The organism is Streptomyces omiyaensis (genome assembly GCF_014650895.1).
In the GTDB taxonomy this organism is placed as follows: domain Bacteria; phylum Actinomycetota; class Actinomycetes; order Streptomycetales; family Streptomycetaceae; genus Streptomyces; species Streptomyces omiyaensis.
The window spans coordinates 96,421-120,681 of the sequence record NZ_BMVV01000022.1 but is presented as its reverse complement, the minus strand read 5'-3'; the positions used below and the strand labels follow the sequence as shown (position 1 = coordinate 120,681).

At 73.6% G+C, this 24,261-nt stretch carries 19 protein-coding genes; 8 read left to right on the top strand and 11 right to left on the bottom strand.

The window, feature by feature from the left end; genetic code table 11:
• Positions 1 to 575: 575 nt before the first annotated feature.
• Positions 576 to 866, top strand: a complete 291-nt coding sequence (locus IE287_RS29030) for a hypothetical protein (protein ID WP_189852188.1) — start codon at positions 576 to 578, stop codon at positions 864 to 866.
• A gap of 219 nt (positions 867 to 1,085) precedes the next feature.
• On the opposite strand, the gene lepB is transcribed toward IE287_RS29030, so the two are convergent.
• From lepB to IE287_RS29015, 3 genes are all read right to left on the bottom strand, one after another.
• Positions 1,086 to 1,826, bottom strand: a complete 741-nt coding sequence (gene lepB, locus IE287_RS29025; RefSeq protein WP_373307919.1) for a signal peptidase I — start codon at positions 1,824 to 1,826, stop codon at positions 1,086 to 1,088.
• A gap of 130 nt (positions 1,827 to 1,956) precedes the next feature.
• Positions 1,957 to 3,645, bottom strand: a complete 1,689-nt coding sequence (locus IE287_RS29020; protein ID WP_189852214.1) for a DUF8823 domain-containing protein — start codon at positions 3,643 to 3,645, stop codon at positions 1,957 to 1,959.
• Between the two features lie 597 nt (positions 3,646 to 4,242).
• Positions 4,243 to 6,831: a D-alanyl-D-alanine carboxypeptidase family protein gene (locus tag IE287_RS29015; RefSeq protein WP_229883797.1), complete on the bottom strand. Its 2,589-nt coding sequence runs from the start codon at positions 6,829 to 6,831 to the stop codon at positions 4,243 to 4,245.
• A 162-nt stretch (positions 6,832 to 6,993) separates the two neighbouring features.
• On the opposite strand from IE287_RS29015, the gene IE287_RS29010 reads away from it, so the two are divergent.
• From IE287_RS29010 to IE287_RS29000, 3 genes are all read left to right on the top strand, one after another.
• Positions 6,994 to 7,692: a GOLPH3/VPS74 family protein gene (locus IE287_RS29010; RefSeq protein WP_169094262.1), complete on the top strand. Its 699-nt coding sequence runs from the start codon at positions 6,994 to 6,996 to the stop codon at positions 7,690 to 7,692.
• 362 nt (positions 7,693 to 8,054) lie between these two features.
• Positions 8,055 to 8,915 carry a helix-turn-helix domain-containing protein gene (locus IE287_RS29005; RefSeq protein ID WP_189852186.1) on the top strand — a complete coding sequence of 287 codons (861 nt, stop codon included), beginning with the start codon at positions 8,055 to 8,057 and terminating at the stop codon, positions 8,913 to 8,915.
• 204 nt (positions 8,916 to 9,119) lie between these two features.
• Positions 9,120 to 9,320, top strand: coding sequence for a DUF397 domain-containing protein (locus tag IE287_RS29000; protein WP_189852185.1), 201 nt, complete (start codon positions 9,120 to 9,122; stop codon positions 9,318 to 9,320).
• Between the two features lie 150 nt (positions 9,321 to 9,470).
• Here the strand turns inward: IE287_RS29000 and IE287_RS28995 are convergent, their stop codons facing one another.
• On the bottom strand, positions 9,471 to 10,295 hold the full coding sequence (locus IE287_RS28995; RefSeq protein ID WP_189852184.1) for a hypothetical protein: 825 nt from the start codon (positions 10,293 to 10,295) through the stop codon (positions 9,471 to 9,473).
• Positions 10,296 to 10,377: 82 nt separating this feature from the next.
• On the opposite strand from IE287_RS28995, the gene IE287_RS28990 reads away from it, so the two are divergent.
• Positions 10,378 to 11,163, top strand: coding sequence for an SDR family oxidoreductase (locus IE287_RS28990; RefSeq protein WP_189852183.1), 786 nt, complete (start codon positions 10,378 to 10,380; stop codon positions 11,161 to 11,163).
• Positions 11,164 to 11,265: 102 nt separating this feature from the next.
• Here IE287_RS28990 and IE287_RS28985 read toward each other — a convergent pair whose 3' ends face one another.
• Positions 11,266 to 12,360 carry an ADP-ribosylglycohydrolase family protein gene (locus IE287_RS28985; protein WP_189852182.1) on the bottom strand — a complete coding sequence of 365 codons (1,095 nt, stop codon included), beginning with the start codon at positions 12,358 to 12,360 and terminating at the stop codon, positions 11,266 to 11,268.
• A 169-nt stretch (positions 12,361 to 12,529) separates the two neighbouring features.
• Here IE287_RS28985 and IE287_RS28980 point away from each other — a divergent pair, with 169 nt between their 5' ends.
• Positions 12,530 to 13,603, top strand: coding sequence for a tyrosine-protein phosphatase (locus IE287_RS28980; RefSeq protein ID WP_189852181.1), 1,074 nt, complete (start codon positions 12,530 to 12,532; stop codon positions 13,601 to 13,603).
• 22 nt (positions 13,604 to 13,625) lie between these two features.
• Here IE287_RS28980 and IE287_RS28975 read toward each other — a convergent pair whose 3' ends face one another.
• Positions 13,626 to 16,304, bottom strand: coding sequence for a bifunctional FO biosynthesis protein CofGH (locus IE287_RS28975; RefSeq protein ID WP_268255001.1), 2,679 nt, complete (start codon positions 16,302 to 16,304; stop codon positions 13,626 to 13,628).
• Positions 16,305 to 16,367: 63 nt separating this feature from the next.
• Positions 16,368 to 17,201 (bottom strand): TIGR03619 family F420-dependent LLM class oxidoreductase, encoded by an 834-nt coding sequence (locus tag IE287_RS28970; RefSeq protein ID WP_189852180.1) that lies wholly within the window; start codon positions 17,199 to 17,201, stop codon positions 16,368 to 16,370.
• 317 nt (positions 17,202 to 17,518) lie between these two features.
• Between IE287_RS28970 and IE287_RS28965 the strand changes: the two genes are divergently transcribed.
• Complete coding sequence (locus IE287_RS28965; RefSeq protein ID WP_373307918.1) at positions 17,519 to 18,292, top strand: GNAT family N-acetyltransferase; 774 nt, start codon at positions 17,519 to 17,521, stop codon at positions 18,290 to 18,292.
• On the opposite strand, the gene IE287_RS28960 is transcribed toward IE287_RS28965, so the two are convergent.
• Positions 18,267 to 18,728, bottom strand: coding sequence for a GNAT family N-acetyltransferase (locus IE287_RS28960; protein ID WP_189852178.1), 462 nt, complete (start codon positions 18,726 to 18,728; stop codon positions 18,267 to 18,269). The genes IE287_RS28965 and IE287_RS28960 overlap by 26 nt on opposite strands.
• A gap of 59 nt (positions 18,729 to 18,787) precedes the next feature.
• On the opposite strand from IE287_RS28960, the gene IE287_RS28955 reads away from it, so the two are divergent.
• Positions 18,788 to 19,003, top strand: a complete 216-nt coding sequence (locus IE287_RS28955; RefSeq protein ID WP_189852177.1) for a hypothetical protein — start codon at positions 18,788 to 18,790, stop codon at positions 19,001 to 19,003.
• A 121-nt stretch (positions 19,004 to 19,124) separates the two neighbouring features.
• On the opposite strand, the gene IE287_RS28950 is transcribed toward IE287_RS28955, so the two are convergent.
• The 3 genes from IE287_RS28950 to IE287_RS28940 all read right to left on the bottom strand — a co-directional run bounded on the left by IE287_RS28950 (position 19,125) and on the right by IE287_RS28940 (position 24,176).
• A complete protein-coding gene (locus tag IE287_RS28950; protein WP_189852176.1) occupies positions 19,125 to 20,690 on the bottom strand; it encodes an APC family permease in 1,566 nt (521 codons plus the stop codon).
• Positions 20,691 to 20,982: 292 nt separating this feature from the next.
• A complete protein-coding gene (locus tag IE287_RS28945; RefSeq protein ID WP_189852175.1) occupies positions 20,983 to 22,440 on the bottom strand; it encodes an aldehyde dehydrogenase family protein in 1,458 nt (485 codons plus the stop codon).
• On the bottom strand, positions 22,437 to 24,176 hold the full coding sequence (locus IE287_RS28940; RefSeq protein WP_189852174.1) for an N-acyl-D-amino-acid deacylase family protein: 1,740 nt from the start codon (positions 24,174 to 24,176) through the stop codon (positions 22,437 to 22,439). The genes IE287_RS28945 and IE287_RS28940 overlap by 4 nt, the downstream gene beginning before the upstream one ends.
• Positions 24,177 to 24,261: the final 85 nt, after the last annotated feature.

Sequence of the window (24,261 nt, the reverse complement as noted above, 5' to 3'; positions counted from 1 at the left end):
GCGCTTCCACGAAAGTGGCCCACTCGTGGACTGATGAGGCCCGGCATGCCACGCGCAGTGCGCTGACCTGGTTAGACGGCGAAGACTCGCACGCCCCGAAGCCGTTGCCACGTGCAGACAGACTAGGAACGTTCGCGCGCGGCCGGTGCTGGCAGGGCACTCTTGGCCATCGGCGGAGCCTGGCCGTCGGTTGGGTCCCGGGCTTGCACCGGGCCGCCCCCGGACAGAACTAGGGATGCAGCTGCACTACAGAGCTGGACACCTCGGAAGCCGACCGCGCGCAGGTGGACGCTATCCCGAGGCACTGACAGGCGCCGGCGAGGACCGTGCCACATCCGTGCCAGATCGTGCGGGGAGCCACGGGGAACGAGGGGCGTTGACGGGCTCTGGGCTGTCGATCAACCCCACAGCATCCGCGCAGGTCAGATGCGGCCCCACCCTCCCGCTCTCCTAAAGAGGTGGTGGGCTTCCCGAGTCCAGCGAGGGTCGGTGGTGGAGACGGCGGAGACCGCCGTACCTGCTGCACGGTGCGAAGTCCTCCACAAGGTTCCGACCGATCGTCGAGGATGGTCTCCATGGATGCCCTGCAGGTGAGAGCTTTGATCACGGTGCTGCTCGATCGCGGTGCCGACATCGGTGCCCGCGACGATGCCGCCATGGATCTGTACGCCACGGATGACGAGCAGGCCCGCCAGGCGCTCCTCACGGTGGCCATCGACCCGGAGACGCCGGAGATGGTCCAGGCGAGCGCGGGTGAATCACTTGGACAGATAGTCGCCAGGACCGGGCGCGCCCTCTCGGAGGAGGAACGAACTAGCCTGGCACCTGCTGCCGGCAGTGAGTATGAGGTCGTCCACCAGGGCTGAGTAGAGCGGTCTTCGACATCCGCGGCTGACATCAACAACGGCGGATGACGGCGGTCCAGCGCGGCTGTCGATGGCGACCGCGAGCAGGGGACTGCCCTCTCTTGGGGCAGCCCGATCGAACTCCTAAAGCGGGTGTCGCAGGTTCGAATCCTGCCGGGGGCACCGGTGAAGGCCCCCCGTCGTTCGCGGCGGGGGGCCTTCGGCGTGGGTGGGGGTGGGTCAGGGTGCGGGGGTGAAGGCGTCCGGGACCGGGAGGGTGGACCAGTGGGGGACGGGCCAGGCGACGACGACGGCCCGGCCGACCACGTCGGTGAGGGGGACCATGCCGCCGCGGCCGTCGTTCCGGTGGTAGCGGGAGTCCTGGGAGTGCTGGCGGTGGTCGCCCATGACCCAGAGGTGTCCGGCGGGGACGGTGATCCTGAACTGGCCGCCCGCGTCGTCGCTGCAGGGGGTGTTGCCCTCGTACACGTACGGCTCGTCCAGCGGCCGGCCGTTGAGCTTGAGCGGGCCGGTGCCCTGGCACTCGACCGTGTCGCCGCCGACGCCGATGACGCGCTTGATCAGGTGCTGCTCGCCGGCCGCGGGCATCAGGCCGACGAAGCCGAGGACCTTCTGGGTCGTGGTGGGGGGCCTCAGTTCGTGGCCGGCGAGCCAGTCCGCGGGGTCGCGGAAGACGACGACCTCGCCGCGGTCGGGCTCCGAGCCGAACCAGGGGGTGAGCTTGTCCACCAAGACCCGGTCGTCCTCCTGGAGGGTGTTCTGCATCGAACCCGAGGGGATCAGGAAGGCCTGCACCAGGAAGGTCTTGATCAGGAAGGCCAGGACCAGCGCCACCGCGGCCAGGAGGGGGTACTCCGCCCACGGGGAGAGGCGGCGGCGCCTGGGCGGGCCGGGGGTCTCCGGCACCTCGCGCCCGGGGTCCGGCCTGGTCTCCGTCGCCACGTCTCCCGTGTCCGCCACGTCCGCCGACCCCGATTCAGTTGGTTCCTGCCGCATGGGTCGACCCTAGGGCCCCCGCCCGTCCCTCCGCAGTCCCGCGGCGCGTTCACCCTCCTTATGGGTGACCGCGCCGGTCACGCTCGGTGACGGTTCAGCGGAGTTCCTCCGGGCAGGCCGTGCCGCGCGGGAAGAGCTTGTACGGGGCCGCGAGCCGGTAGGTGCCCGCCTTGGGGGCGACCAGCTCGGTCCACTCGTCGCCCTCCTCGTCCGGCTCCGCCTTCACCAGACAGCCGTTCTCGTTGGCGAAGACCTTCGGGAGCTCCGTCTCGGACTCCTCCCGGGCCAGCTTCGACTCCTCCGTCTCCTGCGGCGGCTCGATCTTGCCGCCGTTCTCGTCCATCAGCGCCAGCCACGGCGAGTAGGGCACGCGGATCTTCACCCGGGCCGGGCGGTCGAGGCGGAGCACCACCTCGTTCTCGGCGGCGCGCTGGACCTGGGCCGGGGCGTCGGCGAGCGGGGTGGCGTCGGCGACCTCGTACAGCCGCCAGTTCGCGTCCGACCACACCTGGTTCAGGTACGGCAGGCCCTCGGCGACGAGCTCCGCCTCCCGGGCCGCGCCCGAGTCGGGGGCGCCGGTGGGGAGGACGACGTACCGGACGGACCAGCGGTGGAGCCACTCGTGGTAGTTCACGGCGTTGAGGGTGTCGTCGTAGAAGAGCGGGTTGCGCTCCATGTCCGCCTGGCGGTTCCAGCCGCGCGCGAGGTTGATGTACGGGCTGAGCGCCGAGGACTCGCGGTGGCTGGAGGCCGGGACGACCTCGACGCGCGCCTTCTGCGCCTCCCGCACCTGGAGCTGGTTGATCAGCGGCGCCACCTCGAAGGCCCAGGAGGCGTCGGGGCGGGTGCGGATCACGTCGTCGACGCCCTTGAAGCCGATCCAGAAGTTCAGGCCGAGGAAGGCGATCACGAGCGCGTACCAGCGGCGCGAGCGCGGGCGCGTGTACGGCAGCGCCGCCAGCAGCGCCACGCCCGCGAAGAGCATCGGGAGCCGCGAGATGTTCGACCCGATCTGGGAGTCGATCAGCCAGGTCAGGAAGGTGCCGACGGTGTAGCAGGCGGCGGCCGTGCGGACCGTCCGCCAGTCCTTCGGCACGAGGACGAGGACGAGGATCCCGAAGACCAGCGGCAGCACCGTCGAGGCGAAGGCCATCGGCTGCGTGCCGGAGAAGGGGAAGAGCCAGGAGGAGAGCGCGACGACGACCACCGGCGCCAGGCCGATCGCGTACGCGCCCGGGCGCCGCTTGTTGAGGAAGAGCGCCGCCGCCACGACCCCGAGGAAGAGCCCGGCGACCGGGCTGCACGCCGTGGCGAGCCCGGCGAGCGGCGCCGCCACCGCGGCCTTCGCCCAGCGCCTGCGGCGCCAGCGGTGCGGCCAGCAGAAGACGGCGGCGACCGCGCCGAGCGCGAACATCATGCCGAGCCCGAAGGTCACCCGGCCCGACAGCGCGTTGCAGAGGAAGGCGAAGACGCCGGCGAGGGCGCACGCCATCGGGTTCCGCACCGCCGGGACCCGCACCAGGATCAGCGCGGTCAGCGCGGCGGAGAGCGTCCCGGCGATCATCATCGTCGAGCGGACGCCGAGCACCGACATCACGTACGGCGAGACCACGCTGTACGAGACCGGGTGCATGCCCCCGTACCAGGCCAGGTTGTACGCGGAGTCCGGGTGCCGTCCGACGAACTCGGCCCAGGCGTCCTGCGCCGCGAGGTCTCCACCGCTGTTCGCGAAGTAGAAGACCCACAGCACGTGGAGGAGCGCGGCGACGCCCGTCGCCACCATCACGGGGTAGCGGCGCTTGCGGCGGCGCGGTGCGGGGGCCGCCGGGGACGGGGCCGTGGCCGCGTCCGGGGTCGTGGTCCGCCCGGGGGCGGTGCGCTGGTTCGGGAGCACTATTCGCGAAGGTGAATCGGTGGATACTGCGGGGGTGGGCGCCGGAAGGGCCGCCGAGGAGGGCGCGGTGGCCACCCCGGAGTCCGGTGCGGGCTCCGACCCGTCCCGGCGCCCGCCGGGACGTCCGCCGGGGCGTCCGTCCTCCCGATGATGCTCGACATCCCGCCCGGGCGCCTGCCCGGAGCCCGGTACGGAGTCAGGTGCCGAGCCCGGTGCGGAGTCCGGCGCGGGGTGTCGTACGGCGTCCTGCGCGGCGTCCTCGTCGGAGGTTTCCGGGGAGAGGGGCGCGGTGGCCGCGGTGCGGCTCGCCCGTGTCGGCTCAACGGTGGTCACTGCGGCTGCGGCCCTTTCCCGTACTGCCCCGTACTGCTTCCCTCTGCCCGTCCCGCGCCCCGCGCGGCTCCGCGTGTCGCGTCTCGTCCCCCGAAGACGCTAACAGCAGGGCGCCCCGGTCGTCCCGGGGCGCCCTGCTGCGGGTGCGTCCGCTCAGTTCACGCGCGTGAGCTTCTTGTCGAAGCCGGGCTCGACCAGGTCCGACGCGAGCGCCACCGGGGCGCTGGCCCTGGCCGCGCCCTCGCCGATCGAGACGGTGCCGACGACGTCCCCGGCCTTGCCGGAGTGCGGGACGGCCTTGCCGCCGTCGGTCAGGGAGAGCTCGACCTCCAGGCCGGGCCAGCCGATGGCCTTGATCTCCTTCGTCGCCACGACCGGGGTCCGGCCGCCGAGGCCGTCGTCGACGTAGCCGAGGACCTGCCCCTTCTTCACGACGGCCGCGGACGTGACGTCGTCCTGCGCCTTCTTGATCAGCTCGTAGCTGTAGTCCAGCGACAGCTCCAGCTTCTTGCCGAGCTGGTCGGCGTTCTGCGCGCCCATCACGATGCCCAGGATGCGGTGGGTCCGGCCCTCCACGATCGTGTTGGCCGACCAGAGCAGGTTGCCGCCGGCGGGGGTGGAGGAGCCGGTCTTGATGCCGCTCACACCCGGCTTGAGCAGGAGCCGGCTGTTGTTGTTCTCGATGTAGCCGACGCCCTCGATGGTGGCGTTCGGCATGTCCACGATCTCCCGGAACACGTCGTACTGCATGACCGCCTTCGCCAGCTTCAGCTGGTCCTTCGGGGTCGAGACGGTCGAGTCGAGCAGGCCGGACGGGTCGGTGTAGCGGGTCTGGGTCATGCCCAGGTCCTTGGCGGCGGCGTTCATCTTGTCGACGAAGGCCTGCTCCGAGCCGGCGTCCCAGCGCGCGAGCAGCCGGGCCACGTTGTTGGCCGACGGGATCATCAGGAGCTGCAGGAGCTCCTTCTCCGTGTAGGTCTGGCCCTCCTTCACCGGCGCCGTCGACTCGTGCGCCGCCTTCGCCTGCTCGGCGGCCTTCTTGTCGATCGTGATCTCGGGGCCCTTCTGCTTCCCCTTGATCGGGTGGTCGCGGAGGATCACGTAGGCGGTCATCGTCTTCGTCACGGAGGCGATCGGGGCCGGCTTCTGCGCCCCGTACGTCCCCATGGAGCCGGCGCCCTCGACCTCCACCGCGCCCTGGCCCTCGCCGGGCCACGGCATCTTGAGCGCGCCGCCCGCGAAGGTGTACGTCGGCGACCCGGAGAGCTTCAGCACGGGAGCCGGCAGCGGCCGGACCATCTGCGCGATCGCAAAGACGATCAGGAGGAGCAGGACCAGCGGGGTCCAGATGCGGACCCGTCGCACCGTCGTGCGCCAGGCGTTCGGCGGCGGCGGCGGGGTGTTCGTCAGCTCGGCCAGCAGGTCGAGCGGGGGCAGCGGCGGAAGCGGCTGCTGGCGGGTGCGCTCGGGCTCGCCGAGCGCCGGGGCGGGCGCGGACACGGCGGCCTTCGCCGGGGCGGGCGCGGCGGCGGAGGCCGCGGCCGACGGGGAGGCCGGGGTGCCGGGCTCGGAGGCACCGGGCGCGGTGGGACGGGACGGCGCGACGGGCGCGGTCGGGGCGACCGGGGCCTTCGGCGCGACGGGGGCCTTCGGCGCGGCCGGCTTGTCGGCCGCCGCCTTCTTCCGGTCGGCCGGGATGTCCGGACGCAGCGGTACGAACGTGCTCGTCCGCTCGCTGTCGGAGTCGGCGCCGGAGCCCGTACCGGGACGCGGACCCGCGCCGGAGCCGGAGCCCGCCGGGTCGCGGGGCAGCTTGAGCGCGGTCGTCGGCTGGTCCACGGCGGGCTTGGCCGGCGGCCGGACGGCCCGGAACATGGTGGTCGGCTGATCGACCGGGCCCGCGGTCTTGGGCTCGGCCTCGGGCTTGGACTCGGTTTCGGACTCGGACTCGGACTCGGCCTCGGTCCCGGACTCGGGCTTGGTCCCGGGGGTGCCGCCGGAGCCGGCCTCCGGCCGGCCGGCCGTCTCGGGCGCGGACGGCGCCGACGGCGCGGCGGGCTTCTCCGCCGCCTTGTCCGCCGCCTTGTCCGCCGTCTTGTCCGTCGCCGCCTTGTCCGCCGTCTTCTTCGTGGCGAACCAGGACGGCTCCGGTGCCTTCGGCGCCTCCACGGGCGCCGCGGCGGCCTTCGCGGGCTCCTCGGAGGTCCCGTCGGCCTCCGGAGCCTCCGCGGCCTTCCCGGCCGTCACAGGCGCCTCGGGCACGTCCGGGGTCCCGGGGGCCTCAGAGGCCCCGGAGCCGGCGTCCTTGGAGTCCCCGGCGCCCTCGGGCTCGTCCTCGGCCGGGTCCGCGTCCGCCGCCGTGCCCGCGGGACCGTCCTCGGCCGCCGTCGCGACCCAGGCCGCCACGGCGTCCTTCAGGCGGTCGACCGTCACCCCGGCCGGCTCGCCGGCCGGCTCGCCGGGCGGCTCCGCCGACGCCTCGGGCTCCGTCGGGCCCGACGGGCCCGTCGGCTCCGCCGTCCGCGCGGGGGACTTCTCCGCGTCGTCCTCCGGGGTGCGCGGCGCCACGGTCTTGAAGACCGCCGTCGGCTGGTCCACCCGGTCCGGCGCGGACACCGCGGACGCCGGGGAATCCGAGGGCGCAACCGTCGACGCCGCCGCCGTCGTCTTCCCCTCCGAAGACCCCTGCTGCTCCGCCTTGTCGGGGGACTCGCCCGCCACCGTGCCTCCTCCATGCGTCATGCGTACGTCCGAACCGTCTACCAGTGTCCTGTGTGAACCCCTTGGCTCCCGTGCTAGACGAGAACGACATACCTACTGGTTCCCGGACGAACCACCCAGGCACTCTCGACAGATGAATGTGAGAGGGGTCACCCTGTCATTCATCCACGCGGGGAGGCATGGATGGGCAGGAGCCGCAGAACCATTCCGGAGGAGCTTCTGCTGCTCGCTCTGGACCCGACCACGGGTACCACAGCGCAGCCGCAGTCGCTCGATCTGGGCCTTGCCGGAGCACAGCTAGTAGAGCTGGCTCTGGCAGGACGGATAGCCCCTGACGGGGATCGTATCGCCGTGGTGATGCCACGGCCGACCGGAGATCCGACTCTGGACTCCGCACTGGAACTGCTGCGCAGGCGCGGCAGTCCGGTCCGGGCCGTCCATTGGATCGGCGGACCCCGACTGGGGCTCCGCCAGACGTATCTCTCGCATCTGGAGCGATGCGGCATGGTGCATGCCGTGGAGGGCCAGATGTGCGGGGTGCTGCCGACGACTCGCTACCAGGCGACGGACACGGCGATCAGCCGGGAGATCAGGGCCCGGCTGGACAGTGCGATCCGCACCGGCGTACCGCCGGACCCGCGGACCGCGGCGCTCGCCGCACTGGCCCACGCGGTCGGTCTCGGCAAGCACCTGTACCCCGGCAACGAAGGACGGTCGTCGCGGTCCCGGCTGCGCGACCTGATCCGGCACGACCCCATGGGCGGCCTCGTGGCACACGCCGTGATGGACGTCCAGAACGGCGCGGCCGCACAGCCGCGCCGCAGCGGTCAGGGCGTACCCGCCCAGCCGCGCGGAAGCATGGCCCGCGCCGCCGCCCACTAGGCGGACGCACGGCCCCGGCACGGACGGGTCGCCGGCCGGGCGGATGCGCCCGGCCGGCGACCCGTCCGGCAGCGCACAGCACGTCCCGTACGCACACGCGGCACGTCCCGTACGCCGGCAGGTCCGGCCGTACGCGCGGCGGGCGCGTCCGTACGGCCGCACCGCGCACCACGTACCGATCCGGGAGCCGCACAGAGGTGTGCGGGGCGCCTCCGGGCGCCCCGCACATCCGCGCCGGCTCCGCGGCCGCGTACGGGCGTTGTCGCGTTTTCCCGGCGCACGTCGCACCTTTGGTGGCAGTCTGCCAAGCAGTAGATACTCACAGCTACGCATCGCAGACAGCAGCCGGAGGTGCAGTTTCCGTGGCGTCCAGTGTCAACCCCACCGTCAGGCGACGCCGATTGGGCCAGGAGCTCCGCAAGCTCCGCGAGGGCAAGGGCATGACGGCCGAGCAGGTCGCCGAGCGCCTCCTCGTCTCCCAGTCCAAGATCAGCCGGCTCGAGAACGGCCGCCGCTCCATCAGCCAGCGGGACGTGCGCGACCTGTGCGGGGTGTACGAGGTCGAGGACGAGGCCATGGTCAACTCCCTCATGCAGATGGCCAAGGACTCGCGGCAGCAGGGCTGGTGGCACGCCTTCGGCGACATCCCGTACAGCGTGTACATCGGCCTGGAGACGGACGCGCAGAGCCTGCGCGTCTACGAGCCGCAGATCATCCCGGGCCTGCTCCAGACCCGCGCGTACGCCACCGCCGTCATCTCCGGCGCGCTGCCCGAGTCGACGCCCGCGGACATCGAGAAGCGGGCCACCGTCCGCACCCGCCGCCAGGACCGGATCCGCGACGAGGAGCGTCCGCTGCGCCTGTGGGCGGTGATCGACGAGGCCGCGCTGCGCCGCGTGGTCGGCAACCGGCAGGTGATGATCGAGCAGTTGGAGCACCTCGTCGAGCAGTCGCACCTGCCGCACGTGACCGTGCAGGTGCTGCCCTTCGACACGGGCGCCCACCCGGGGATCAGCGGGCAGTACTCGATCCTGGAGTTCCCGGACGCCTCCGACTCCAGCGTCGTCTACATCGAGGGCGTGACGAGCGACCTGTACCTGGAGAAGGGGCCGGACGTGTCGAAGTACAGCTACATGTACGAGCACCTGCGGGCGCAGGCGCTGGGAGTGGAGCAGACCCGGGACTTCGTGGCCGACATCGCGAAGACCTACGCCCGGATCTGAGGGCCGCGCAGAGGTCTGAACCACGTGGGGCAGGTACGGTACACCCCCGACTCCGCGCGAAGGAAGCCCGGTTGGAATATGCCACCCGGTCGTGTGAACGCCGGTCCCGTCGCTCGGGACCGGCGAGTAGCGTCGATCAGGCCGGTGGAGACAACCCCGGCGACGATCCCGACGCCTTCGGGCAGAACCGGAGTTGAGCACATCATGGCCATCATCCAGGGTGCCACCGACAACTGGACCAAGTCCTCCTACTCGGGCGGCAACGGCGCGTGCGTCGAGGTGAAGTCCCCGGTCGTCGCCTCCATCGCCGTCCGCGACTCCAAGGCTCCCGAGGGTCCGTCGCTCGCTTTCGGACCGGGCTCGTGGAACGCCTTCGTCGGCCAGGTGAGCAACGGGGCCCTCTGAGGTCCGCAGAACCACTTGCGCCACTCGAACCACTCGCACCACTCGTACCGCCGCACCACCGCGCTTCACCGCACCACCCGTGGAGCCGCCCTCTCGTCCGGTCCGCCGTCCTGGCCGAGAGGGCTCGCTCGTGTCCGGGGGTCCGTCACCTCACCTCAGCAGGTCCACGTACCGGTCCGTCCCCGGCACGGTCGGGACGAACGGCGCCACCAGCTCCACCCGGCCCGCGTCGCCCGCGAGGGCGCCCAGGTCCGCGAAGCGGGCCGCCCAGCAGTCGCGCGGGTCCGCCTCCAGGAACCAGAGCAGGGTGAGGCGGGTGTCGACGCCCTCCACCTGCTTCACGTAGGTCATGCGGTCGCCGGGCAGCGGCGTGGGGCGGAAGACGGTCACCATCGCGGCCGGCGAGCCGGCCAGCCGGCGCGGGAGCTCACGGGCGGCGAGCCGTTCGAGGAGCGCCGCGCGCTCCTTCGGACCCGCGCAGTCCACGACCTGGAGGATCAGTCCCGCGTAGGGGTGGTCGAGGGCGTGGAAGTCGCGCGGGCCGGCCGCCCCGTCCCGGTACACGGTCGTCTCGTGGTCCTGGAAGGACGTGAAGACGTGGGTGCGGTCGTGGTAGACCCGGGCGTCGCGGTTGAGCCGCTTGTTGATGCCGACGGTCCACTTCATGTGCGCGTCGTAGCGCCCCTCGGTGATCCAGTACGTGGAGAGGTAACAGCCCGCGGTGACGGGCTGGGCCACGGCGGACTTCTCCGGGACGCGCAGCTCCTGGAGGTCGCGGGTGGCGACCCAGCGGCGGCCCGCGAACATCCAGGGCATCGCCATCGCGCCGGCGTAGTAGTGGTCGTCCTCGTACCAGCGGTTGTACGCGTACTCGTGGCCCGGATGCGGCTCCACCATGGTGATCAGGGCGTGGCCGGGGCGGACCCCGTACGGCCCGGTGGCGGCCAGTTCCCCGTACGCGTCGGCGTCGCTCATCGCCGTCTCCCTTCCCTGTGCGGCTCGGGGCACCTACTCTGACGGACCGTCAGATCAGTGACCAGAGGCGGGAGACACCCGGATGCTGCTCCAGGGGAAGACGGTCGTCGTGTCGGGCGTCGGGACCGGACTCGGTCACCGGGTCGCGGAGGCGGTGGTGCGCGACGGGGGCAACGCGGTCCTCGGCGCCCGCACCGGGGCCAGCCTCGCCAGGACCGCCGCCGCGATCGACCCGGCGGGCGGGCGCACCGCCCTCCTCGCCACCGACATCACCGACGAGACGCAGTGCGAGGCGCTCGCCGCGCTCGCCGTCGCGCGCTTCGGCGGCATCGACGCGGTCGTGCACGTCGCCGCCTGGGACGCGTACTTCGGCGGGCTCGCCGACGCCGACTTCGCGACCTGGCAGGCCGTCTTCGACGTCAACCTCTTCGGCACGCTGCGGATGACGCGGGCGTGCCTGCCGGCGCTGCGGGCGGGCGGGGGCGGGTCCGTCGTCCTCATCGGCACGCAGTCGGCCGTCGCCGCGCCGACGCAGGTCCAGCAGGCCGCGTACGCCGCGTCCAAGGGGGCGCTGACCTCGGCGATGTACTCGCTGGCGCGGGAGCTCGGACCCGACCGGATCCGGGTCAACACGGTGCTGCCGGGGTGGATGTGGGGGCCGCCGGTCGAGGCGTTCGTGCACTTCACGGCCCAGACGGAGGGCGTGGAGGAGGCGGAGGTCCTCGCCCGCCTCACCTCGCGCATGGCGCTGCCGGAGCTGGCCACGGACGGCGACGTCGCCGACGCGGTCGCCTTCCTCGCGTCGCCCCGCGCGCGGGCGATCACGGGGCAGTCGCTGCTGGTGAACGCGGGCGAGCTGATGCGGTGACACCGCGCCCGCCGGGACGGGGCACCGGGCGGAACGGGGCGCCCGGCGCGGCCCGGGCCCGGGTGGGGCCGGGGGCGCGGCGGGGTCGGGGACCCGGCGGGGTCAGGGCGTGGGGTAGCGGGCGTGCCAGGTGGGGGTGTGGAGGGCGGTGGCCTGGGTGAGTTCCATCGCGAAGTCGTCGGAGAGTTCGAGGATCGCGCCGCGGCCCTCCAGCGCCGCCAGCCAGGCCGGCGGCAGGGCCGTCTCGCCGTGCTGGGCGCCGAGGAGCGCGCCGGCGACGGCGGCGGTGACGGCGGACGGGCCGTCGTGGTTGGCGGCGAGGCGCAGCCCGTGGCGGACGTCCTCGCCGACGAGGGCGCAGTAGACGGCGGCGGCCAGCTGTCCCTCCGCGCGGTCCTCGTCCGCCCCGAGGGCGGTGACGCGGTCCGCGTCCGGGACGCCCTCGCGTACGGCTCCGAGGGCGCGGGTGAGCGCCTCGGTGACCGGCTCGTGGCCGGGGCGGGCGGCCAGCAGCCCCAGGGCCGTGCCGACGGCGGCCTCGACGGAGGCGCCGCGGGCCGCGCCGTGGACGGTGACGGCGAGGGCGCCGGCGGCGAGCGTGGCGGACGGGGCGCCGTGCGTCTGCGCGGCGCACTCGACGGCCAGCTGGCAGACGAGCGCCGGCTCCCAGCCGACGAGGAGGCCGAGCGGCGCGGAGCGGGCGAGCGCGCCGGAGTCGGCGGCGTCGGGGTTCTTGGGCCGGTCCGGGGTGCCGAGCCGCTCGTCGCCGAGGCCGGTGAGGCAGGCGCGGGGCGGCCGGCGGCGGGCGTAGAGCCACTCCTGGCGGCCGAGCCAGCCGTTGTCGCGGCGCCGTTCGTCGGGGCCCCAGTCGCGCTGGGTGGCGGCCCACCGCAGATGGGCGCGGTGGATCTCGGTGGGCGGGTGCCAGACGCCGCCGTCGCGGCGCACGTGGGCGCGGATGAGGCCGTCGACGGTGAAGAGGCCCATCTGGGTGGCGGCGGTGACGGGAAGGGTTCCGTCGGGGGGTTCCGCGAGGCCCGCCGCGCCGTGCTCCGCGCGGATCTCCTCCAGCGTCCGCTCGTGCACGCCCGCGCCGAAAGCGTCGCCGACGGCCGCGCCGAGCAGGCAGCCGCGGACGCGCGAGCGGAAGTCCTGTTGTTCGGTGCGGCCCCACACGGCCGCGGCAGTGGTGGTCACGACGTGCCCTCCCCCGTCCGAGGTCCCGCTCTCTCACCGGTCTCCGCAGCACTGTAATCGACCGGGTGCGGTCGTTCGGGGGGCGGAGTCTTATGTGATCGGACGCCCTTCAGGCCGCTTTTGACCGTAGTTCACCCGAGGTTCGCCGTTGGCCTGAACCATCCGCCGCATGACCCCCGTGACACGAGTCAAGTGCTCCTCCGCCGCGCTCGCCGCCGCCCTCCTCCTGGGCCTCGCCGCGCCGGCCGCCTCCGCGCACGCCCCCGGCCGCTCCCCCGCGCGCGACGGGCACCGGATCCCCTTCACCGCCGCGACCGTCACCGACCACGCCGACGGCACCTCCACCGTCGCCTGGACCGCGCCCGGCGCCCGTACCGTCACCGTCCGCTCCGAGGGACGCACGGTCGCGCGCGGCGGCGCGTCGGGATCGGTCACCGTCCCGACCGGGGCGGCCGCCGACCGCCACTGGTTCGACCTGGTCCCCGACCGCGGCACCCCGCTCCGCCTGGCCGACCGGCTGATCCGGCTCCAGGGCACGGTCAACTTCCGCGACGCGGGCGGCTACCGCACCCGCGACGGGCAGTGGGTGCGGATGGGCGAGGTCTACCGCTCCGACGCGCTCGACCGGCTGACCGACGCGGACCTCGCCAAGCTGAGGCGCCTCGGCGTCCGGACCGTCCTCGACCTGCGCATGGAGTCCGAGCGCGCGGCCGCCCCCGACCGCGTCCCGGCCGGCGCGACCCACGTCGTCGCCGACGTCCTGGCCGGCAGCGGCACCTTCACCGCGATGCCGGAATCCCCGGCGGAGGCCGAGGCGATGATGGTGGAGGGCAACCGCTTCATGGTGGGCGGTGCCACGGCGAAGGCCGCGTACGCCACCGTCCTCGACGAGATCGCGGACGGCGACGGCGTCCTCTTCCACTGCACCGCCGGCAAGGACCGCACCGGCTGGGCCGAGGCAGCGCTCCTCACCGCCCTCGGCGTCCCCGAGGAGACGGTCATGGCCGACTACCTCGCCAGCGGCACCTACCGCGCCGCCGCCGACGAGGCCGTCCTGTCCCACCTCCCGCCCGACCGGGCCGCCGTCTACAAGCCGCTCCTGGACGTCCGCCCGCAGTACCTCAACGCCTCCTTCGACCGGGTCGGGGAGGAGTTCGGCTCCTTCCGCGCCTACCTGCGCAAGGGCGTCGACCTCGACGCCCACGAGCTGAGGACGCTCCAGCGCCGCCTGCTCGTGGGCTGAGGCCCGCGCCGGCAGGCGCCCGTCAGCCCTCGATCACCGGCAGCAGTTCCGGCAGGTGGCCGTCCGAGGCGCGGGCGGCGGCCTGGCGCTCGGCCGGGACCTCGCCGTAGAGGGTGGTGCGGGGGCGGGAGGGCCGGCCGGCCGCCTCGGCGATCGCCTCCAGGTCGCGGATGGAGCGGTACGAGCCGTAACTGGACCCCGCCATGCGGGAGATGGTCTCCTCCATCAGCGTGCCGCCGAGGTCGTTCGCCCCGGAGCGCAGCATCTGCGCCGCGCCCTCCGCGCCCAGCTTCACCCAGCTGGTCTGGATGTTGGGGATGTGCGGGTGGAGGAGGAGCCGGGCCATCGCCGTCACCGCGCGGTTGTCGCGGACCGTCGGGCCGGGCCGGGCGATGCCGGCGAGGTAGACGGGCGCGTTGGTGTGGATGAAGGGGAGCGTGACGAACTCCGTGAAGCCGCCGGTCCGCTGCTGGATCGAGGCGAGCGTGCGGAGGTGGCCCAGCCAGTGCCGGGGCTGGTCCACGTGCCCGTACATCATGGTCGAGCTCGACCGGATGCCCAGCTCGTGCGCGGTGGTGATCACCTCGATCCAGGTGGCGGCGGGCAGCTTGCCCTTGGTCAGCACCCAGCGCACCTCGTCGTCGAGGATCTCGGCGGCCGTGCCGGGGATCGAGTCGAGCCCGGCCTCCTTCGCGGCGGTCAGCCACTCGCGGATCGACAGGCCGGTGCGGGTGGCGCCGTTGACGACCTCCATCGGCGAGAAGGCGTGCACGTGCATGCCGGGGACGCGCTCCTTCACCGCCCGGGCGATGTCGAAGTAGGCGGTGCCGGGCAGGTCGGGGTGGATGCCGCCCTGCATGCAGACCTCCACCGCGCCGACGTCCCACGCCTGCCGGGCGCGGTCGGCGACCTGGTCGAGGGAGAGGGTGTAGGCGTCGGCGTCGGTGCGCCGCTGGGCGAAGGCGCAGAAGCGGCAGCCGGTGTAGCAGACGTTGGTGAAATTGATGTTCCGGGTGACGATGTACGTCACCTCGTCGCCGGAGACGGACCGGCGCACGTCGTCCGCGACCGCGCAGAGCGCGTCGAGCGCGGGGCCGTCCGCGTGCAGGAGGGCCAGGGCCTGCGGGTCGGTGAGCTTCGTCGGGTCGTCGGCGGCGACCCGGAGGGCCTCGCGGACGTCGGCGTCGATCCGCTCGGGGACCATGCCGGGCGCGGCGGCCTCCCGCAGCGCCTCCCAGTCGCCGTACACCTCGTCGAAGTCGTCGCGCCGGTCGCTCGTCCGGCCCTCGGTGTCGATGGCCGTGTGCAGGTCGGTGCGGCCGGTGGGGACGAAGGCCTCGTCCGGCTCCTGCCAGGGCAGGCCGCGGACCACCGCGTCCGGGTCGGCGAGGCCCGTCCGCGGGTCGGCGAGCGCGCGCACGTGCGGCATGATCCGGGGGTCCAGCCACGGTTCGCCTCGCTTGACGAACTCCGGGTAGACGCACAGCCGTTCACGCAGCTCGAAGCCGGCGGCGGCGGAGCGCTCGGCGAGCTCGTCGATCCGGGGCCAGGGGCGCTCCGGGTTGACGTGGTCGATGGTGAGCGGGGAGACGCCGCCCCAGTCGTCGATGCCGGCCTCGATCAGCCGTTCGTACTCGGCGTCCACCAGGTTCGGCGGCGCCTGGAGGCAGGCGGAGGGACCCATGACGAGGCGGGCGACGGCCACCGCCGCGACCAGGTCGTCGAGTTCGGCGTCGGGCATCGAGCGCATCGCCGTGTCCGGCTTGGCCCGGAAGTTCTGGATGATCAGTTCCTGGATCCCGTGGTAGGCCCGGGCGACGCGGCGGAGCGCGAACAGCGACTCGGCCCGCTCCTCGTACGTCTCGCCGATGCCGAGCAGCAGGCCCGAGGTGAAGGGGACCGACGAGCGGCCCGCGTCCTCCAGGACCCGCAGCCGGAGGGCCGGCTCCTTGTCCGGCGAGCCGTGGTGCGGGCCGCCGGGCTCGGACCACAGCCGGGTGGCGGTCGTCTCCAGCATCATGCCCATCGACGGGGCGACCGGCTTCAGCCGCTGGAAGTCGGTCCAGGACAGGACGCCCGGGTTGAGGTGGGGCAGCAGCCCGGTCTCCTCCAGGATCCGCACCGACATCGCCCGCACGTAGGCGAGGGTGTCGTCGTAGCCGTGCGCGTCCAGCCACTCGCGCGCCTCCGGCCACCGGTCCTCCGGCTTGTCGCCGAGGGTGATCAGCGCTTCCTTGCAGCCGAGTTCGGCACCGCGCCGGGCGATGTCCAGGACCTCGTCCGGGGACATGAACATGCCGTGCCCCTCGCGCCGCAGCTTCCCCGGCACGGTGACGAAGGTGCAGTAGTGGCACTTGTCCCGGCAGAGCCGGGTGAGGGGTATGAAGACGCTCTTCGAGTACGTGATCACCCCCGGCCGCCCGGCGGCGTCGAGCCCGGCGTCCCGCACCCGCCCCGCGACCGCCACCAGCTCCGCCAGGTCCTCGCCCCGCGCCCGCAGCAGCACCGCCGCCTCGGCGACGTCGAGCGCCACCCCGTCCCTGGCCCTCCGCAGCGCCCGGCGCATCGCGTTCCCGGTCGGGGGGACGGGGTGCCCGTCCGCCTGCCGGCCGGCCCCGTGATCGCTCTGCCGGCCGGCTCCGCGATCGCTCCGGCGATCGCTCCGGGGGTCGGTCTGGTGGTCGGTCTGGTGGTCCGTCATGCACCGAGCATACGAGCGGGACCGGCACCCCGGCGCGGGTCCCCGGAGCTTGTCACGGGCTCGTCATGCCACGTACGCGGCGTACGCGTCGAGGACCCGCAGGACCTCGGCCTCGCCGGCCGGGGGCAGCTGGAGGACGGTCTCCCGGCAGCCGAGCTCCGCGTAGTGGGCGAGCTTGCCGGGGGTGGGGAGGACGGCGTACGGCACGATCTGGAGCTCCTTCGGGTCGCGGCCGGCCTCCTCCCAGGCGGCGCGGAGCACCGGCAGGGAGTCCGTGAGGCCGCGGCCGCCGATCGGCATCCAGCCGTCCGCCTGCTCGGCGATCGCCGCGAACAGCTTCGGCCCCGCGGCCCCGCCGAGGAGGATCCGGGGCGCGCCGCCGACGGGCTTCGGCCAGGCCTCCGAGGCCCGCACCGAGTACCCGAAGCCGCCGGTGTACGCCGTGGGCTCGGGCGCCCACAGGGCCCGCATGAGCGCGAGGCGGTCGCGCACGAGCTCCCGGCGGGTGGCCCAGGCGACGCCGTGGTCGGCGGCCTCCTCGCGGTTCCAGCCGTAGCCGACCCCGAGGGTGAGGCGGCCGCCGGAGAGGTGGTCCAGGGTCGCGACCTGCTTGGCCAGCGCGATCGGGTCGTGCTGGGCGGGCAGCGTGATGCCGGTGCCGAGCGCGAGCCGTTCGGTGACGGCGGCGGCCTGCGCGAGGGCCACGTAGGGGTCCAGGGTCCGGCCGTACTCGCGCGCGGCCGGCCCGCCGGCCGGGTGCTCGGTCTCCCGGGAGACGGGGATGTGGGTGTGCTCGGGCAGGTACAGCCCGGCGAAGCCGCGCGCCTCCAGCTCACGGGCGAGCCGCACGGGCGGGATGGTCTCGTCGGTCAGGAAGATCGTGGTCGAGATCCGCATGACGGCACGGTAGGGACTCGGGCCGCGGATTCCGAGGGGTACGACACCGTTCGGCGGCGCGGCGCGGCGGGGCGGGGTCCGGGCGCGGGGCGAGGCGCCGGCGCACGGCGAGATCCGGGGGCACGGGGCGGTCCGGGGACACGACGGGGGCCGGGGACACGACGGGGGCCGGGAGCACGGGGCGGTCCGGGGGCACGACGGGAGCCGGGGCACGGGGCGGGTCCGGGGCCGTGGGGCGGGCCCGCGGGGGCGGGGCGGGCCCGGGCCGTGGCGAAATGCGGGTGCCCTCCCGCCCCGCCGCCCCTACCGTGACGCGCGTGCTGAACCGAATCGAGTCGTACTACGACGCCGTGCCCCGCTCCTCCGCCCGCGCGGAGGACTTCGGACCGCTGACCTTCTTCGTGCGGGAGGGGGCCGACGGCTGGCCCTTCTACGCGCGACCGGCCCTCGGGCGCCCGGACGGGGCGACGGCGGCGGACGTGGAGCGGGTGCGGGCGCGGCAGCGGGAACTGGGGCTGCCGGAGGCCTTCGAGTGGGTGGCGGAGACGACGCCGGGGCTGCGGGCGGCCGTGGAGGCGAGCGGGCTCGTGGTGCACGAACACCCGCTGATGGTCCTGGAGGGCGAGCCGCTCGCCGTACCGGAGCCGGAGGGCGCGCGGGTGCTCGCCCTGGCCGCGGACGATCCGCGGCTCGCGGCGGCCGTGGCCGCCCCGTACGCGGCCTTCGGCGCGACGCCGGGCCCGGCCGACGTGGAGCGGGTCGCCGCCCGGATCGGAGCCGGTCTGACGGTCCTCGTGGCGGGCTTCGAGGAGACCGGCGGACCGGGCGGGAGCGGCGGGGCGGCGCTGGCGGGCGGGCAGGTGCAGCCCGTCGGGGACGTGGCGGAGGTCGTGGGCGTCGGCACCCGGCCGGAGGCCCGCCGCCGCGGCCTGGGCCTCGCGGTGACCGCCGCGCTGGTCGCGGAGGCCCGGGCGCGCGGGGTCGGCACCGTCTTCCTGACGGCCTCGGACGCGGCGGTGGAGCGTCTCTACGCCCGTCTCGGCTTCCGCACGGTCGCCACCGCGCTCATCGCGGAGGCGCCGGCTCCCTGACCATGCGGACGTCCACCGGATCCTCGGACTCGACGGCGAAGCCGGCCCGCTCGTAGAGCCGGCGGGCCGCGCTCCCCCGCAGGACGGCGAGGCGGACGGGGGCGCCGGCCGCGTCGGCGCGGTCCAGCAGGTGCCGCAGGACGGCGGTGCCGAGCCCCCGGCCCTGGAGGGCGGGGTCCAGGTAGAAGTGCTCCAGGTGGAGGCCGCCGGCGGGGTCGGGGCGGAGGGTGACGCATCCCGCCAGGGCGCCGCCGGTCTCGACGATCGAGGTGTACGCGGCCGAGAAGCCGTCCCGGAACCGCTGCCGGACCCGCTCCTCGTCGTACCGTCCGAGCCGCTCCAGGTCCTCGCGCATGACGACCGCCCGCAGCTCGGCGACGACCTCGACGTCCTCCGGCCGTCCGGCCCGCAGCGACCAGCCGCTCTCCGTGTCCATGGGCGTGAGCGTAGGGAGCGGTTCGTAACCGGCCGCGCCCGCCCCCCGTTGGAGCGGGCATGAAGAAGCTCCTCACCGCAGCCGCCCTGACCGCCTTCGCCGCCACGGGCGCGCTCGCCTCCGCGGCCACCGCGACGGCCGACACGGGCGGCCTGAACCTCCCCTCGGTCGTCCCCCTGAGCGGCGTCCTGGCCCCGAAGCCGAAGCCCGCCGCGGCGCCGGAGGCACCGGCCGCCGGCAAGGCGGTGGAGGGGCTCCTGCCCGGCCGTCACTGACCCCGGGCACGGCGCCCGCCGGTCACCGGCTCCGGGCATGACGAAGGCGGCGGTACCCCCCACGGGACCGCCGCCTTCGCGTTCTGGGTGACTCAGGTGTGCGTGCGGGCCGGTGGCCGGTTCAGTCGGCGACCACCAAGGACGGCGTCTCCTTCGTCAGGACCTCGCCCCGGAAGAAGGCGGGGCTGCGGCGCTGCATGACCAGCATGATGAGCGCGCCGAGGACGAGGAGGCCGACGGCGATGACGAAGACGGAGCCGACGCCGAAGACGGCGGAGCCGGAGCCGTAGGCCGGGTCCCACATGTCGTAGAGGGTCTTGCCGAAGACCGCCGTGAGCATGAGGCCGCCGAGGGCCGGCATGAGGCCCTTGAAGGCGAAGTCGCGGAAGGAGCGGAAGAGCTCGGCGCGGAAGTACCAGACGCAGGCGAAGGCCGTGATGCCGTAGTAGAAGCAGATCATGAGGCCGAGGGCGTAGATGGTGTCGACCAGGACGTGCTCGCTGACCAGGGTCATCACGGTGTAGAAGGCGCCGGTGGCGACACCCGCGACGACCGTGGCCTTGCCCGGGGTCTTGAAGACCGGGTGGACCTTGGTGAAGGACTTCGGCAGCGCTTCGTAGGTGGACATGGCGAGGACCGTGCGGGCGACCGGGATGAAGGTGGTCTGGAGGCTCGCGGCGGCCGAGGCCAGGACGGCGACGAAGAGGAGGACGCCGAGGACGGGGCCCATGACCGGGCCGGCGAGGGCGGCGAAGACGTTGTCGGAGGTCTCCGGGTTGGCGAGGCCGAGGCCCTGGTCGCCGGAGCCGACGGCCATCTGGGCGGCGATGCCGGTGGCGAGGTAGGAGCCGACCAGGACGACCATCGCGATGAGCGCGGCGCGGCCGGGGGTCTTGTCGCTGCCGACGGTCTCCTCGTTGGTCGCCATGCAGGCGTCCCAGCCCCAGTACATGAAGATCGAGAGGGAGAGTCCGGCGGTGAAGGCCGCGAAGGACTGGACCGCGAAGGGGTTCATCCAGGACCAGGAGAAGTCGACCGAGGTCTCGAAGGAGCCGGCCTTGGAGAGGGCCAGGGCGACGAAGACGGCGAGGACGACGAGCTGGAGGCCGACGAGGGCGTACTGGACGCCCTTGGTGGCCGTCATGCCGCGGTAGCTGATCGCGGTGGCGGTGGCGATGAGGGCGAGGCAGGTGAGGATGTGGACGGCCTTGTTGTCGTCCAGGGCGGCGATCGAGTCGCTGCCGGTGATCTCGCCCGCGAGGAGCCAGAAGTACGAGGTGGCGACGCCGGCCAGGTTGGAGAGCACGATGATCGTGGCGATCACCAGGCCCCAGCCGCACATCCAGCCGATCTTGGGGCCGAAGGCCTTCACGGTCCAGGTGAAGGAGGTGCCGCAGTCCGGCATGGCCTTGTTGAGCTCCCGGTACGCGAAGGCGACGAGGAGCATCGGGAGGAAGCCCGCGAGGAAGACGGCGGGCATCTGGAGCCCGACCTCGCCGGCGGTGGAGCCGAGGGTGGAGGTCAGGCAGTAGACGGGGGCGACGGTGGATATGCCGATGACCGCGTTGCCGAGGAGGCCGACGGAGTTGCCGCCGAGGCCCTTCCTGCGCATGTCCTGCGTGTCACCCGGGGCGTCGACACCCCTTACCGCGTCTCCGGCCTGGGGCCGCACGTCCACCTGAGTCATGAACAGGACGTTAAGTGCTGCGGTTTCCTTATCCGGAAGATCGACCTCCGCTCAGGTGATCGATCATCGCCTTGCATTGCGAGGTCAGATCGGGCCACTCGCCAATGATTGAAAGATCGACCACCCGGAGATACCGACCAACTGGTAGGTCGGCCGCCGCATGTCCGATATGCGGGAACCGCAGCCGAGGCCGAAATGTCCGTTTCTAAATTTTCCCGAGGAATTTTCCCGGGCGTCGGCCGGACGGCCGGAACCCTTGGGGCGACCGGGTTCCGGCCTTTGTACCGACCGGTCAGCCCGGCCAGACGACCGCCTGCGTCTCGCTGTAGGCGTGGAGGGCGTAGGAGCCCACGTCCCGGCCCACCCCGCTCTTCTTGAAGCCGCCGAACGGGGCCTCCATGTTCCGGCCGATCGTGTTGATCCCGACCCCGCCGGCCCGCAGCCGCGCCGCGACCCGGAAGGCACGGGCCACGTCCCCGGACCAGACGTAGTCGATCAGGCCGTAGTCGCTGTCGTTGGCGAGCGCGACCCCCTCCTCCTCGTCGTCGAAGGGCACCACCACGACGACCGGGCCGAAGATCTCCTCCCGGACGACCCGCATGTCGTTGGTGCAGTCGGCGAGCAGCGTGGGCGCCACGTAGAAGCCCCGCTCCAGGCCGGGGCGGGCCCCTCCGGCGACGACCCGCGCGCCCTCCTTCCGGCCGAGCTCGACGTGGGCCTCCACCCGGTCGCGGTGGGCGGCCGAGATCACCGGGCCCACCACCGTGCCCCGGGCGGCCGGGTCCCCCACCGTCAGGTGGGCGGTGTACGCGGCCAGCCTGCCGACCAGTTCGTCGTGGACGCCCCGCTGGACGAGGACCCGGGTCGGGGCGGTGCAGATCTGCCCGCTGTAGAAGGAGAAGGTCGTCCCGATGCCCCTCACGGCGGAGTCCAGGTCGGCGTCGTCGAAGACGAGCGCGGCCCCCTTCCCGCCCAGCTCCATCAGCTGCCGCTTCACCGCCCGGCCGCAGACCTCGCCGATGGCCTGGCCGACGGCGGTGGAGCCGGTGAAGGAGACCATGTCGACGTCCGGGGAGTCGACGGCCGCCTCGCCCACGGCGGGCGCGGAGCCGGTGACCAGGTTGACCACCCCGGCCGGGACGCCGGCCTCCTCCAGGGCGCGGACCATGGCGAAGACCGAGAGCGGGTCCTGCGGGGCCGGTTTCACCACGACCGTGTTGCCCATGGCGAGCGCGGGCGCGATCTTGCCGGCCGGGTTGGCCCAGGGGTTGTTGTACGAGGTGATGCAGGTGACGACGCCGACCGGGCGGCGCACCGCGACCGCCCCGAAGACGCCCGCCGCGCCCATCGGCCCGGCCTCGTTGATCTGCGGCGGCAGCGGCTGCTCGACCGGCTCCAGGGCCCCCTTCGCGTACCGCCGGAAGCGCGAGGAGCCCACGGCGACCTGCATGCCGCGCGCGGTGGCGGTGGTGGCGCCGGTCTCGGCGCGGGCGAGGGCGGTGTGCGCGTCGGCGTCGCGGGCCATGATCGTCGCGGCCCGGTCGAGGATCGCGGCCCGCTCCTCGGGCTTCGTCCGGGACCAGCCCGCGAAGGCCTCGCGGGCGGCGGCCGCCGCCTCGTGCACCTGGGCGCGGGAGGCCTCGGGGGCGAGTCCGACGACCTCCTCGGTGGCCGGGTTCACCACCTCGTAGTGGCCTCCGTCGGGTTCGGTCCAGACGCCGCCGACGTACAGCCGCTCCGTGGGGGTCATCGGGTGCTCACCGTCCTCGTGTCACGGCCCGAGCGCAGGACGCGCCCGGGTGTCGCCCCGGTCACCTCGTCGTCCCTGACCGTCTCCACCCCGTTGACCCGGACGGAGACGATGCCGACCGCCCGGGAGTCCAGGCGCGGGCTGTCGCCGGGCAGGTCGTGGACGAGGGTCGCCGGGCCGGCGTCGATCCGCTCCGGGTCGAAGAGGACCAGGTCGGCGTGGAAGCCCTCGGCGATCCGGCCGCGCTCGCGGAGCCCGAAGAGCCGGGCCGGGTCGTCGCTGAGCATCCGCACGGCCCGCTCCAGCGGCACCAGCCTCCGGCCCCGCAGGCAGTCGCCGAGGAAGCGGGTGGTGTAGGGGGCTCCGCACATGCGGTCCAGGTGGGCGCCGGCGTCGGAGCCGCCGAGCAGGACGTCCTCGTGCTGCCAGGTCTCGGCGCGCAGCGCCCAGGAGGCCGGGTCGTTGTCGGTGGGCATCGGCCACAGGACGGTCCTGAGGTCGTCGTTGGCGCAGATCTCGACGAGGCACTGGAAGGGGTCCTGGCCGCGCTCGGCGGCGATGTCCCGCACGACCCGGCCGGTCAGGCCCTCGTTCTCGCGGCTGTAGGTGTCGCCGATGACGTACCGGTCGAAGCGGGCGAGGCGGCGGAAGACCCCGGCCTCCCGGGAGTCGGCGCGGCGGAGCATCTCGGCCCGGACCTCCGGGTCGCGGAGCCTGGCGATCCGTTCGGGGAGGGGGAGGCCCAGGACCTCGCCCCAGCCGGGGATGAGGTTGAGGGCGCAGAAGGTGCCGAGGGACATGTTCATCGGGGTGAGGATCGGCATGGTGAGGGCGACGATCCGGCCGCCGGACTTGCGGGCCCGCTCGGAGGCGGTGAGCTGGCGGGGGACGCGTTCGGGGACGGCGGCGTCGATGGTGAGGACGTTCCAGTTGAGCGGGCGTCCGGCCGCGGCCGACATCTCGACGAAGAGGTCGATCTCGGCGTCGGAGAACTGGTCGAGGCAGCCGGCGAGGATCGCCTCGATCTGGGTGCCCTCGTGCTCGCCGACCGCCTTCGAGAGGGCGATCAGCTCGGCGGGGCCCGCGTGCCGGGAGGCGACGGGGGCGCCGTCGCCGTCGGAGTGGGTGGCGGACTGGGTGGTGGACAGGCCCCAGGCGCCGGCCTCCATGGCCTCCTTGAGGAGGGCGGTCATCGCCGCGAGCTGTCCGGGGGTGGGCTGTCCGCCGACGGCGTCCTCGCCCATCACGTACCGGCGCAGGGCGCAGTGGCCGACCATGAAGCCGGCGTTGACGGCGATCCGCCCCTCCAGGGCGTCGAGGTACTCGCCGAAGGAGGACCAGCTCCAGTCGACGCCCTCCTCCAGGGCGGCCAGGGCCATGCCCTCGACCTTGGACATCATGCGGCGGGTGTAGTCGGCGTCCTCGGGCCGGTCCGGGTGGAGCGGGGCGAGGGTGAAGCCGCAGTTGCCGCCGGCGACGGTGGTGACGCCGTGGTTCATGGAGGGGGTGGCGTAGGGGTCCCAGAAGAGCTGGGCGTCGTAGTGGGTGTGCGGGTCGACGAAGCCGGGGGCGAGGACGAGTCCGGTGGCGTCCTCGGTGGTGCGGGCCTCCTCGGCGACGGTGCCGGGTTCGGCGACGACGGCGATGCGGCCGTCGCGGATCCCGACGTCGGCGGTGCGGGCGGGGGCGCCGGTGCCGTCCACGACGGTGGCGCCCGTGATGAGGTGGTCGAGCATGGCGATCCCTTTCTGCACGGCTGCACGGCTGCACGGGGGTGTATGGCGGGGGACGCGGGTGTGCCCCGGTCCGGAGGCCGCCGCG

Excerpts from the sequence above, each read along its gene's own strand:
- IE287_RS29030 (WP_189852188.1), top strand. The coding sequence starts at position 576 with ATGGATGCCCTGCAGGTGAGAGCTTTGATCACGGTGCTGCTCGATCGC.
- IE287_RS29020 (WP_189852214.1), bottom strand. The coding sequence starts at position 3,645 with ATGGTGGCGACGGGCGTCGCCGCGCTCCTCCACGTGCTGTGGGTCTTC.
- IE287_RS29015 (WP_229883797.1), bottom strand. The coding sequence starts at position 6,831 with ATGACGCATGGAGGAGGCACGGTGGCGGGCGAGTCCCCCGACAAGGCG.
- IE287_RS29010 (WP_169094262.1), top strand. The coding sequence starts at position 6,994 with ATGGGCAGGAGCCGCAGAACCATTCCGGAGGAGCTTCTGCTGCTCGCT.
- IE287_RS29000 (WP_189852185.1), top strand. The coding sequence starts at position 9,120 with ATGGCCATCATCCAGGGTGCCACCGACAACTGGACCAAGTCCTCCTAC.
- IE287_RS28995 (WP_189852184.1), bottom strand. The coding sequence starts at position 10,295 with ATGAGCGACGCCGACGCGTACGGGGAACTGGCCGCCACCGGGCCGTAC.
- IE287_RS28990 (WP_189852183.1), top strand. The coding sequence starts at position 10,378 with ATGCTGCTCCAGGGGAAGACGGTCGTCGTGTCGGGCGTCGGGACCGGA.
- IE287_RS28980 (WP_189852181.1), top strand. The coding sequence starts at position 12,530 with ATGACCCCCGTGACACGAGTCAAGTGCTCCTCCGCCGCGCTCGCCGCC.
- IE287_RS28975 (WP_268255001.1), bottom strand. The coding sequence starts at position 16,304 with ATGACGGACCACCAGACCGACCACCAGACCGACCCCCGGAGCGATCGC.
- IE287_RS28970 (WP_189852180.1), bottom strand. The coding sequence starts at position 17,201 with ATGCGGATCTCGACCACGATCTTCCTGACCGACGAGACCATCCCGCCC.
- IE287_RS28960 (WP_189852178.1), bottom strand. The coding sequence starts at position 18,728 with ATGGACACGGAGAGCGGCTGGTCGCTGCGGGCCGGACGGCCGGAGGAC.
- IE287_RS28955 (WP_189852177.1), top strand. The coding sequence starts at position 18,788 with ATGAAGAAGCTCCTCACCGCAGCCGCCCTGACCGCCTTCGCCGCCACG.
- IE287_RS28950 (WP_189852176.1), bottom strand. The coding sequence starts at position 20,690 with ATGACTCAGGTGGACGTGCGGCCCCAGGCCGGAGACGCGGTAAGGGGT.
- IE287_RS28945 (WP_189852175.1), bottom strand. The coding sequence starts at position 22,440 with ATGACCCCCACGGAGCGGCTGTACGTCGGCGGCGTCTGGACCGAACCC.
- IE287_RS28940 (WP_189852174.1), bottom strand. The coding sequence starts at position 24,176 with ATGCTCGACCACCTCATCACGGGCGCCACCGTCGTGGACGGCACCGGC.